A 12153-nucleotide genomic window follows, 5' to 3' on the forward strand; every position below is an offset into this window, starting at 1 on the left:
CCACGACTTCGGGGTCTTGCACACGGGTTCGTGGCATTAACCGAAGAGTAACATAGCATTCGCTCCGAAATGAACGGGGGCCGACGCGTGGGGTGTTGCGCACGCGCGGTGCAGGATTCACGACCGCCGGACGCGCCGATACGGTAGCCTCCTTCCTGCTCTCCCTCCTCCCCGTCCGCATCGACAGAACGGTGCCCGCATGTCACGAGTCGTCACCAAGGAGCAGTACTTCCACGCCGCTCTCGAGGTGCTGGCCGAGTTCGGCTTCAAAGGGCTCAACATCGGAGTGCTCTGCAGGCGGCTCGGCGTCACCAGCGGCTCGTTCTACCACCACTTCGGCAGCTGGCAGGGATTCGTCGACGCCCTGCTCGAGCACTGGGAGAACCGCCAGATCCTGCAACTGCGCGAACGCAACTTCAACCAGGGCAACCCCGACGACGACGTCACCGCCATGGCCGACCTCGCCCTCGGCCTGCACCACGCCGCCGAAGCGGCCATCCGCGCCTGGGCGGGCAACGACGAATCGGTCAACCTCGCCCTCAAGCGCGTCGACGAATCCCGCCGCCGCACCGTCCACAAAGCCGTGCGCGGCGTCGTCGAAGACGAACGCACCGCCACCGCCGTCACCGAACTCGGCATGGCCATGCTCGTCGGCTACCAGCAGATCGCCACCGGCGGCGACGGCACCTCCCTCGACGACCTGCTCACCCAATACAAGCGGCTCATCTACTCCCACGGCCGCCGCTGACCGAACACACCACCGGCGGCGGGACTACACCGGATTACCCGCCGCCACCCGCGCGCCCGGCTCCACCTGCTCGTCCACCCGCGCCGCGGTGACCCGCACCCACGTGTTGTTCACCGCCGAGGCCCCCGAAAACGGGTCGACCAGCGACGGATCCGGCAACAGATTCGCATTCGCCCCCGGCAGCGACGCCGCCACCGACCAGCCGACCCCCGGCTCTCGATGCCCCCACCCGTGCGGCACCGCCACTGTGCCACGGCGGATCTCGTCACCGACCTCCAGGGCCACCACGATCGACCCGGTCCCCGAAGTCACCTCCACCAGATCACCATCGGACAACCCGCGCGCCGCGGCGTCCTCGGGGTTCATCAACGCCGTGCACCGCACCCGCCCCTTGACCATCGACGGCAGATTGTGCAGCCAGGAATTGTTGCTGCGCAGGTGACGACGCCCGATCAACTTCAGATCGAACCCCTCCGGCGCCACGGTCAACGCCCGCCCGGCCGCCGCCTCGGCCACCAGTTCCCGTGCCGCCCGCACGAATTCACCCGGAGCCACATGCACCTTGCGGTCCCTGGTCGCGATGACCGACCGCAACCGCGGCCGCAACGGACCCAGATCGATCCCACCGGACGCGCGCCGGACCTTCGCCACCGTCACCCCCTGACGACCACGCCGCAACACACCGTACGGACCCGCCGCCATCGCCAGCGCCGTCAACCGCAGCGGCGACGCAAGCCCGAACAGCGCGTTCACCACCCGCCCGGTCACCGGACGCACCGGCAACGGCAGGATCTCGGTGACCAGCCGCGCCAGGATCTGCCAGTCCTCCAACCCGTCCGCGGCGGGCTCGAACACCCGCGCGTCGAAACGCACATTGTTGCGCACACTGAACACCGGGAACAGGATGCTCAGATCGTCACGCTCGAGCTGGGAGATCGGCGGCAGAATGATGTCGGCGTGCCTGCTGGTCTCGGTGACGTACATGTCCACCGCCACATGAAAATCCAGCGACTCCAGCGCAGGCGTCAACCGACCGCCCTGCGCGGTGGACAGCACCGGATTCCCGGCATAGGTGACCATCGCCCGCACCCGCTCCGGCCCCTCGGTGAGGATCTCCGAGGCCAGCGCCGCCACCGGCAGCTCACCGCGGAACGACTTGAACACCCCGCTCCGGTCGGTCCACGCACCGTGCCCGACGCCGAGGAACTTCGCGAACGGCAGCGGATCGACCGGGGGAGTGGCATACATCTGCCCGCCCGGCCGATCCAGATTCCCGGTCACCGCGTTGATCGTGTTCACCAGCCAGTGCGTCAACGTCCCCGTCACCTGCTGACACACCCCGACCCGCGCGTACAGCACCGCCGAGCGCGCCGCCGCGTGCTCGCGCGCCAGCCGCCGGATCGTCTCGGCGTCCACACCGGCGGGCCCTGCCATCGACTCCGGCGTCACCTCCGCCACCAGACCGCGCAGCGCGTCCCAGCCCGCACACCGGCGGCGCACCTCACGCTCGTCGCACAACTTCTCGGCGACCAGCACGTGCAGCATCGCCAGCAGCAGATACACGTCCCCGCCCGGGGCGACGGCCACGTGCTCGTCGGCCAGGCGCGCGGTCTCGGTGCGCCGGGGGTCGATCACCACCACCGTCCCGCCGCGCTCGCGCACGGCCTTGATCCGCTTCTTGGCGCCGGGCATGGTGGTCACCGACCCGTTGGACACCGCCGGGTTGGCGCCCAGCACGACCAGCCGGTCGGTGCGGTCGATGTCGGCGACGGGCATGAGCAGGTTCGAGCCGTACATCTGCCAGGCGGCGTACTCCTGCGGGAACTGGTCCATGGAAGAGGCGGTGAAGAAGTTGCGCGTCAGCAGCGCCATCCGCAGCAGCACGCCGTAGAGCACCGAGGAACTGTGCGCGGCGGGATTGCCCAGATACATGGCGACGGCGTGCGGACCGTGTTCGGCGCGGATCGCGCGCAGTCGCCGCCCCGCCTCGGCGAACGCCTCGTCCCAGCTGATCGGCACGAATTCGCCGTTCACCCGTTTGACCGGGGTACGCAGCCGATCGGGGTCGTGGTGCAGGCCCGCCATGGCGGTGGCCTTGGGGCAGATGTAGCCCTGGGACAGCACGTCGTCGGGGTTGCCCTCGATCCGCGTCACCTGATCGCCCTCGACGGTGACCAGGATGCCGCAGTGCGCCTCGCACAGGGTGCACTGGCGAGCGATGGTTTCGGTGCTCATGATCGTTTGCGCCACCTTCCACGGTCCTGCGCTCAGGCTACCGCCGGAACCGGTCATCACCGAGAGACTTTCGGCTTTCCTGTATCAATTGCTCATCCGCGCCCCGGAAAGCGGGGGCAGCCGATCGCGCTCGCTCCCCACCTCGCCCACTACGCTGCCCAACACTGAATCAATAGCATTTCACAAGGGATGATCATGCGCGGAAAACCCCTCACCACCCGAGCCCGATCACCCCGCTCTGCGCGGACAAGCCCTTCTCGGGCATCCAGTGGTGGCCGGGCCATCCACCTCCTGCCTGCTGAACACCGGCACCGCCGACCGGCCCTGAATTAGCGCGCGGTGACCCCGCAGGTGACACAGGCGGCGCCCCGGACACGAGATGTGCCCGGCTCACCCGAGGCTTCCGTCGGATCCCGGATCGACCCCGGCTACTCTCACCAGGGCCATTTACGTCACGTGACGTTTAGGAGGGTGGCCCGGGGGAGCCGAGGGGAGTGGGACAACCCGATGCGCAGACGACGCCGAGCGGGCCGCCGCCGACGCCCATACCCGCGACCGGAAAATTTCCGGCAGACAACGGGGTGCGACACGCCCCGAAGGGCGACACGCCGCCCGAGCCGACCATGTGCCGATCCGCCGCATAACACCCACAGGCAAGCACATCGCGGGGCGTGGCCCGAACCAGCCAACGCCGCGGTGACGCCGAGGCGTCGTGAACCACCGAATCACGAACGCGCGCACGGTGATCCAACCCCTTCCGCCGATCCCGTTGTCGCGCCGATAATCTACATTATGTCAAGTAAACGCCGTAGCGGGCACTCCCCGCCACCCAACGCCCCCTCCCACCCGGCGTGCGCGCCTACACCCCGCGTGGCCGGTTGAACCACTCCGTGGCCGACCTGCCGAGCATCAGGCACAACAGCACGATCCCCACCACCATGCCGAGCAGCCCGGGCGGCTGCATCGCCCCCATGCTCCCGAACCCGCAGAACGCCTCCAGGATGGCCAGCGCGATCACCATCGTTCGCAGCCCGCCCCTGCCCGCGGCGAACGCGAACGCGCATGCGCCGAGGACGAGCTGGACGGCGGAACCGGCCACCGCCGCTCCCAATCGTTCCGGGTCGCCCGTCAGCACCGCGACGGCGGCGATGACGGCGATCCCGATCCCACCCGCCACCCAGGCGATGATCTGGGCCGCACGGACACTGCGCGGCATCCGCACCGGGTCCGGGTCGGGGTCCGCGGCCGTGTCCCGCGGCGGCGGCTCCCGGTGGTCGTCCGGCACCCCGTGCAAGTCGTCCGGCGCCTCGTACAGCGGCTGCTGCACGTACCCGTGTCCCCCGTCCTGTTCGCCGTAGTACTGATCGTCGTAGTACTGATCGCCGTGGTACCGATCGCCGTACCGATCGTCGGAGTATGCGCTCGCCTCGTAGGGCTCGTACGGATCGTCGAAATACGACCTGGGATAGGGCACGGCGTAGGAAGCGGAAGCCGGATACGGCTCGGCGTGCGGATCGTGGGAGTCGTAGGGATCGTACGGTGATCGCGTCGGCTCGGACATGAAACCTCCCTGGCGCCGGAACCCCGATGCGGCGGTGGGTGGCCCGCCACGGTGTCGCCCGTCGCCGCACTCCCCTCCCGGACCGCCTATTCAAGAGCACCCCGCACCATCGGACAAATATCACCGAGCTATGGGTGACGTTCGGCCCCCTCGGCGTGAACGCACCGGTTGCGGGTACTGGAACAGGGCACACCACATATCGGCCCGACCGAGGGAGCACACGTCATGACCGACCAGCAGACTGCCGTCCGATCCCTACCCGAACTGGATCTCGCCTGGTACCTGGGCCTGTGGTACGAGATCGGACGGTTGCCGCTGAAGTACGAGGACGACGACGCGCGGGAGGTGATAGCGCAGTACTCCCTCGAAGACGACGGCACGATCCGTGTGGACAATCGGTGCATCGACGCCGAGGGCAAGCCGACCCAGTCGGTGGGCCGGGCGACACCGGTGGAGGGTGAACCCGCCCAGTTGAAGGTGAGCTTCCTGCCCGCCGGACTGCGCTGGATCCCGTTCACCGAGGGCGACTACTGGGTGTTGAAGATCGACCAGGAATACGACCACGCCCTGGTCGGCACCCCGGACCACAAGAACCTGTGGTTCCTGGCGCGACGCCCCGAGGTGGACGACGCGACGAAGACCGCCTTCCTCGACGAGGCCCGACGGCAGGGCTTCGACCTGACCGACTGGATCGAGCCGGTACAGACCGGTCAGCGCGTGACCGACGAGATGCTCGCCTGACGATGCTTGACACCGAAAGCATCCGAATGCGCGCCACCGCTCCCCTGGCCTGGCTCACGCTGCTGGCCGCGATCGGCCAGGCAATCGCCCCCGTGATCGCCCGCTGGAGCGGCGGCGCCTCCCCCGACGAGGCCACCACCGACCTGTTCATCACCCCCGCCGGCTACACCTTCTCCATCTGGGGCGTCATCTACGCCCTGTCCATCGCCACCGCCGCCTGCGTGCTGTGGCAGCGGCGCACCGGCACCGCCCGGCCCGACCATCTGCTGACAGCGCTACTTGTGGCCTTCCTGGGCGCATGCGCGTGGATCGCCGGGTCGGCGGCACAGGTCGAATGGATCACCCCGATCATCCTGACCGTCATGACCGTCGCCCTCATCGACGCCGTGCGACTGACCGCGAGCTCCCGCGACGAGTCCACCCCCGGCTGGCTGAGCGGCCTGGTCCGCGCCACCGTCGGGCTCTACGCCGCGTGGGCGTCGGCGGCGGTCTTCCAGAACTGGGCGGCCGAGATCGGCGGCAGCTTCGGCGACCCGGCCGTGCTGTGGTGGCAGCTGGTCGTCCTCGTCCTCGGCGCGTGCTTCGGCATCGCCGTCACCGCCCGCTACGGCCACGCCCTCCCTCTCTACCCGATCGGGCAGGTGTGGGCGCTGATCGGCATCCTGGTCACCGGCTGGGGCGAGACGACCGCCGTCGTGGTGGTGTGCGTGCTCGGCATCGCCGGCGTATCGGCAGCGTGGTGGTTCGCACGCGGCAGGCACCACAGCCCACCCGGATGTCCACAGCCCACCCGGATGTAAGGAAACAGACCACCCGGATGTAAGGAATTCGGGAGGACCGACGGTCTCTCCCACTCTCAATCTATAGCGCACCCCGGGTCTTGCGGCAAGACCCGGGGTGTCCCGCACAATGGACCGCTCATGCCATCCACCTGCGGAAACAGAGGTCCCGACTTGCCCGTGCCGTCACCGACCACCAGCGCGTTCGCACTCCCCGGCCACCTCGCCCACAAAGCCGACCCGACCCTGATCGGCGTCGACGAACAGCACTTCGCCACCATCGCCGCCACCCTCGAACGAACCATCGCCGCCCACACCCGCCGTCTCGAGGAGATCAGCAGGGCACACGCCCGCCCCGGACAGGAAGCCGTCGAACGCGACGCCGAGATCCACCGCATCAACGAACGCCTGCGCTCGCTGCGCCGCTTCGGTCTCGACCTGTGCCTGGGTCACATGCTCCCCGAGGACAGCGACGAGCCGATCTACATCGGCCGACTCGGCCTGCTCGACGACGCGGGCGAGCACCTGCTGGTGGACTGGCGCTCCCCCGCCGCCGAACCGTTCTTCGGCGCCACCCACGCCGACCCCATGGGCCTGCTCCGCCGCCGCCGCTACCGCTGGTCGGCCGGACGCGTCAGCGACTACTGGGACGAGGTGTTCACCCCCGACGGGATGGCAGGCCACGCCGCCCTCGACGACCAGTCCGCCTTCATCGCCGAACTCGGCGCCAACCGCTCCCCGCGCATGCGCGACGTGCTCGGCACCATCCAAGCCGACCAGGACGCCATCATCCGCGCCGGCTCCCGAGGCGCGCTCGTCGTCGACGGCGGCCCCGGCACCGGCAAGACCGTCGTCGCCCTGCACCGCGCCGCCTACCTGCTCTACTCCGACCCCTCGCTGCGGCACCGGGTACTGTTCGTCGGCCCGCACGAGCCCTACCTGGCCTACGTCTCCGACGTGCTGCCCAGCCTCGGTGAGGAGAGCGTGCAGCTGTGCACGCTGCGCGACCTGGTCCCCGAAGGCGCCACCGCCGTCGCCGAGGACGACCCCGAGGTGGCCGAGTTGAAGACCTCGGCGCGCATGGCCGAGGCGATCGAGGCGGCCGTGGCCTTCTACGAGCAGCCGCCCCGCGACACCATGATCGTGGCCACCGACTGGGCCGACATCAGGCTCACCGCCGCCGACTGGGCCGAGGCGTTCGGCGCCGCCGAACCGGGCACCCCGCACAACGAGGCCCGTGAACAGATCTGGGAGCTGCTGCTGACCATCCTGGCCGACAAGCACGGCGACGACGCCACCATCGAGCAGGTGCGGAACTCGTTGCGCCGCAACGACGAACTGCGCGCCGCCCTCGACAACGCGTGGACGCTCGTCGAGGCGGCGGACCTGGTGGCCGACCTGTGGTCGGTGCCGGCCTATCTGCGTCGCTGCGCGCCCTGGCTGAGCCCCGAACAGGTGCGCAAGTTACAGCGTGCCGAACCGGCGCGGTGGACGACCGCCGATCTGCCGCTGCTCGACATGGCGCGCCGCCGCCTCGGCGACCCGAAGGCGGCCGTGCTGGCGCGTCGGCAGGCGGCGACGGCGCGGGCCGAGCGGGAACGCATGTCGAGCGTGATCGAGGATCTCATCGCCTCCGACACCTACGCCGACGGCGAGGGCCTGATGACCCAACTGCTGCACCAGGACCTGCACGAGATCCTGGTGGACGAGGCCGCGCTGCCGACGGCGAAGTCCGATCCGCTGGCCGGGCCGTTCGCGCACATCATCGTGGACGAGGCCCAGGAGCTCACCGACGCGGACTGGCTGATGCTGACCCAGCGTTGCCCGTCCGGCAGCTTCACCGTCGTCGGCGATCGCGCGCAGGCCAGACGCGGGTTCGCCGAGTCCTGGCGGCAGCGGCTGGAGCGGGTGGGGCTCGGGCGCGTACGGCAGGCTTCGCTGAGCATCAACTACCGCACCCCCGAGGAGGTCATGGCCGCGGCCGAGCCGGTCATCCGGGCGGCGCTGCCGGACGCGAACGTGCCGAGTTCGGTGCGGCGCAGCGGGATTCCGGTGAGCTACGGCACGGTTCCCGAGTTGGCGTCGGTGGTCGACGCGTGGCTGGCCGAGCACACCGAGGGCACCGTGTGCGTGATCGGCGCGCCGGGGTTCGCGGCGCGGCCGCGGGTGCGTTCGCTTCGGCCGGAGCTGGCCAAGGGGCTGGAGTTCGATCTGGTGGTGCTGGTCGAGCCGGATTCCTTCGGTCCGGGGGTGGCGGGCGCGGTGGACCGGTATGTGGCGATGACGCGCGCGACGCGGCAGCTGGTCGTCCTCTCCGGGCACTGACACACGTCCCGAGTTCGCCGGAATCGGCCTCTCGCGCGCCCGCACTGTGGCATGCTCGCCGCAGTGCGGGCGGTTCGTGTCGTACCGGTCTTCGCAGGTCCACGCGCTGGCGACCGTCCCGGCGCCGCTTTTCTCGATCAGTTCCGCGGTGGGACTGGCACACCTAAACTTGAATGTGTAAAGTTTCTGAATGTGTCCAGCCTCCCCGACTTCGAGCGCATGCTGCGCAACGCCGACCTCCGGGTCACCGCGCAGCGGCTCGCCGTGCTGAGCGTGGTGCACCAGCATCCGCACTCGGACACGGACTCGATCCTCGGGCGGGTGCGCGAAAGCGTCGGAGCGGTCTCCCACCAAGCCGTCTACGACGTCCTGCGCGCGCTCACCGCCGCGGGACTGCTGCGACGCATCCAGCCCATGGGCTCGGTCGCCCGCTACGAGACCCGCGTCGGCGACAACCATCACCACCTCGTCTGCCGCGGCTGCGGCGTGATCGTCGACGTCGACTGCGCGGTCGGCGAGGCACCCTGCCTCGACGCCGCCACCGACCACGGTTTCGTCGTCGACGAGGCAGAGGTCATCTACTGGGGCCAGTGCCCCGCCTGCTCCAAAGCCCAGTTGTCTGCACCACCGAAGTGAGCACACCCCCGCTCACCTGCTTCTCCCTGAAAGGAAATGCCGTGTCTGTGGAACATCCGCCCATTGCCGAGGCCAACACGGAGCCCACCGAGAGCGGCTGCCCCGTCGCCACGGGACGCCTGCGGCACCCGCTGCAGGGTGGTGGCAACCATGAATGGTGGCCCGAGCAGCTCAACCTGAAGGTCCTCGCCCAGAACCCCGCCGAGGGCAACCCGCTCGGCAGCGACTTCGACTACAAGGCCGCCTTCGAGGCCCTCGACCTGGCCGCCGTCAAGCGCGACATCGCCGAAGTCCTCACCACCTCCCAGGACTGGTGGCCCGCCGACTTCGGCAACTACGGCCCCCTGATGATCCGCATGGCCTGGCATTCCGCGGGCACCTACCGCATCCACGACGGACGCGGCGGCGCGGGCAGCGGCCAGCAGCGCTTCGCCCCGCTCAACAGCTGGCCCGACAACGCCAACCTCGACAAGGCCCGCCGCCTGCTGTGGCCGGTCAAGAAGAAGTACGGCCAGTCCATCTCCTGGGCCGACCTGCTCATCCTCACAGGCAACGTCGCCCTCGAGACCATGGGCTTCAAGACCTTCGGCTTCGCCGGCGGCCGCGAGGACGTCTGGGAGCCCGACGAGGCCGTCTACTGGGGCCCGGAGGCCGAATGGCTCGGCGACCAGCGCTACACCGGCGAACGCAACCTCGAGAACCCCCTCGGCGCCGTCCAGATGGGCCTGATCTACGTCAACCCCGAAGGCCCCAACGGCAATCCCGACCCCATCGCCGCCGCGGTCGACATCAAGGAAACCTTCGGCCGCATGGCCATGACGCACGAGGAGACCGTCGCCCTCATCGCCGGCGGCCACACCTTCGGCAAGACCCACGGCGCAGGCGACGCCAGCCTCGTCGGACCCGAACCCGAAGCCGCCCCGCTCGAGCAGACCGGCCTCGGCTGGAAGAGCTCCTTCGGCAGCGGCAAGGGCCCCGACGCCATCACCAGCGGCCTCGAGGTCACCTGGACCACCAAGCCCACCCAGTGGACCAACGACTTCTTCGAAATCCTCTTCGGCTACGAGTGGGAACTCACCAAGAGCCCCGCCGGCGCGCACCAGTGGGTGGCCAAGGACGCCGAGCCGATCATCCCGGACGCCTTCGATCCGTCGAAGAAGAAGCTGCCGACGATGCTCACCACCGACCTGTCCCTGCGCTTCGACCCCGAGTTCGAGGCCATCTCGCGCCGGTTCAAGGACAACCCGGACGAGTTCGCCGACGCCTTCGCGCGCGCCTGGTTCAAGCTCACCCACCGCGACATGGGCCCCGTCTCGCGCTACCTCGGCCCCGAGGTGCCGACCGAGCAGCTGCTGTGGCAGGACCCGGTCCCGGCCGTCGACCACGACCTGATCGACGCGGCCGACATCGCCGCGCTCAAGAGCCAGATCCTCGCCACCGGCCTGACCACCCAGCAGCTGGTCAAGACCGCCTGGGCCGCGGCCGCCTCCTTCCGAGGCAGCGACAAGCGTGGCGGCGCCAACGGTGGCCGCATCCGCCTGCAGCCCCAGCTCGGCTGGGAGGTCAACGAACCCGACGAGCTGGCCCGCGTCATCCGCGCCCTGGAAGGCGTGCAGGAGCAGTTCAACGCCGCCCAGACCGGCGGCAAGAAGGTCTCCTTCGCCGACCTGGTCGTTCTCGGTGGCGTCGCCGCCGTCGAGCGGGCCGCCGAGGCGGCGGGCGTCGCCATCGAGGTGCCTTTCACCCCCGGCCGCACCGATGCGACCCAGGAGTGGACCGACACCGAGTCCTTCGCCGCGCTCGAGCCCAAGGCCGACGGCTTCCGCAACTACCTCGGCAAGGCCTCACAGCTGCCCGCCGAGTACCTGCTGGTCGACAAGGCCAACCTGCTCACCCTCAGCGCGCCGGAGATGACCGTGCTCGTCGGCGGTCTGCGCGCGCTGGACGCCAACTACCTCAACTCGCCGCTGGGCGTGCTCACCGACACCCCCGGTGTGCTGTCCAACGACTTCTTCGTCAACCTGCTCGACCTGAACACCGAGTGGGCGCCCTCCGGCAACGACGACGGCACCTACGTGGCCAAGGTCGGCGGCGAGGTGAAGTGGACCGGCACCCGCGTCGACCTCGTGTTCGCCTCGAACTCGGTGCTGCGCTCCCTGGCCGAGGTGTACGCCACCGACGACGCCAAGGAGAAGTTCGTGCGCGACTTCGTCGCCGCGTGGGACAAGGTCATGAACCTCGACCGGTTCGACATCCGCTGACACCCGGTCACCGACCGCACGGCGCCCCGTGGACCAGCAGGTTCACGGGGCGCCGTGCGTCCAGGCCCCGGCGGTGCGCCACGGTCGGCGATAGATGATCTTGAAGTCGGCTAATCTCGAACCGGTGCTCGGACATTCACACGCGACCAGCGGCGCGTTCGCCTGGTCGGCGGCAGCGGCGACGCTGCCACTAGCGGTCATGACCTTCCCGGAGATGCTGGACACCGACGCCCGTCTCGGCCCCGCCGACGTGCTCCTCGGCGTCTTCCTCACCGCGGGCGCGGCACTGCTGCCCGACGCGGACCACCCGAAAGGCACCATCTCCCGAGTGCTCGGGCCACTCACCCACTACGCCTGCAAACTCATCTCCAAACTCTCCGGCGGACACCGCCAGGGCACCCACTCCCTGCTGTTCGTCGCCGTCTCCGGCATCGTCACCTGGGCCGGAATGACCTACATCGGCCGCTATTTCACCCTCGCCCTCGTCTTCTTCCTGCTCGCCCTCGCCGTCAAGGCGCTGCACCTGTGCCCGCCCGGCGACAGCATCCGCAGCTGGGGCACCGTCGCCGCCCTCGCCGCCTTCGGCACCTTCGCCATGGACCACTGGATCAGCGACAAACCCGCCTGGCTCCCCTTCTGTGTGGCCCTGGGCTCCCTCGCCCACATCCTCGGCGACTGCCTCACCGATCGCGGCTGCCCCCTGCTGTGGCCGGGCAAGTGGCGCACCAGCGTCCCGATCATCGAACGCACCGGCAACAAGGTCGAGACCTGGATCATCGCACCGATGTTCGGCGTGGCCACCATGGTGGTCCTCTGGTACGTCTTCAACGTCAACCCCTGACTCCGGCACCAGCGGTGGGGGGGGGG

At 69.4% G+C, this 12153-nt stretch carries 9 protein-coding genes; 7 read left to right on the forward strand and 2 right to left on the reverse strand.

Translation table 11 applies throughout. From position 1 onward, the window contains the following. Window positions 1-199 precede the first annotated feature (199 nt). Window positions 200-748: a TetR/AcrR family transcriptional regulator gene (locus QH283_RS28260; protein ID WP_280505977.1), complete on the forward strand. Its 549-nt coding sequence runs from the start codon at window positions 200-202 to the stop codon at window positions 746-748. A gap of 24 nt (window positions 749-772) precedes the next feature. Here the strand turns inward: QH283_RS28260 and QH283_RS28265 are convergent, their stop codons facing one another. Together QH283_RS28265 and QH283_RS28270 are read right to left on the reverse strand one after the other, a co-directional pair. Further along, on the reverse strand, window positions 773-2983 hold the full coding sequence (locus QH283_RS28265) for a molybdopterin oxidoreductase family protein (RefSeq protein ID WP_280505978.1): 2211 nt from the start codon (window positions 2981-2983) through the stop codon (window positions 773-775). A gap of 859 nt (window positions 2984-3842) precedes the next feature. Further along, window positions 3843-4544, reverse strand: a complete 702-nt coding sequence (locus QH283_RS28270) for a hypothetical protein (protein WP_280505979.1) — start codon at window positions 4542-4544, stop codon at window positions 3843-3845. Window positions 4545-4769: 225 nt separating this feature from the next. Here QH283_RS28270 and QH283_RS28275 point away from each other — a divergent pair, with 225 nt between their 5' ends. The 6 genes from QH283_RS28275 (at window position 4770) to QH283_RS28300 (ending at window position 12127) form a co-directional block, all read left to right on the forward strand. After that, window positions 4770-5285, forward strand: coding sequence for a lipocalin family protein (locus QH283_RS28275; RefSeq protein WP_280505980.1), 516 nt, complete (start codon window positions 4770-4772; stop codon window positions 5283-5285). A gap of 2 nt (window positions 5286-5287) precedes the next feature. Beyond that, entirely contained in the window at window positions 5288-6085 is a 798-nt protein-coding gene (locus QH283_RS28280; RefSeq protein WP_280505981.1) for an MFS transporter, read from the forward strand. A gap of 120 nt (window positions 6086-6205) precedes the next feature. Next, window positions 6206-8389 (forward strand): RNA polymerase recycling motor ATPase HelR, encoded by a 2184-nt coding sequence (helR, locus tag QH283_RS28285; protein WP_432420799.1) that lies wholly within the window; start codon window positions 6206-6208, stop codon window positions 8387-8389. A gap of 192 nt (window positions 8390-8581) precedes the next feature. Continuing rightward, entirely contained in the window at window positions 8582-9025 is a 444-nt protein-coding gene (locus QH283_RS28290) for a Fur family transcriptional regulator (RefSeq protein ID WP_280505983.1), read from the forward strand. Between the two features lie 41 nt (window positions 9026-9066). Beyond that, window positions 9067-11286 carry a catalase/peroxidase HPI gene (katG, locus tag QH283_RS28295; protein WP_280505984.1) on the forward strand — a complete coding sequence of 740 codons (2220 nt, stop codon included), beginning with the start codon at window positions 9067-9069 and terminating at the stop codon, window positions 11284-11286. Window positions 11287-11410: 124 nt separating this feature from the next. Then, window positions 11411-12127 (forward strand): metal-dependent hydrolase, encoded by a 717-nt coding sequence (locus tag QH283_RS28300; protein ID WP_280505985.1) that lies wholly within the window; start codon window positions 11411-11413, stop codon window positions 12125-12127. Window positions 12128-12153: the final 26 nt, after the last annotated feature.

It is taken from the genome of Nocardia farcinica (assembly GCF_029867845.1).
GTDB classification, from domain to species: Bacteria; Actinomycetota; Actinomycetes; order Mycobacteriales; family Mycobacteriaceae; genus Nocardia; species Nocardia farcinica_A.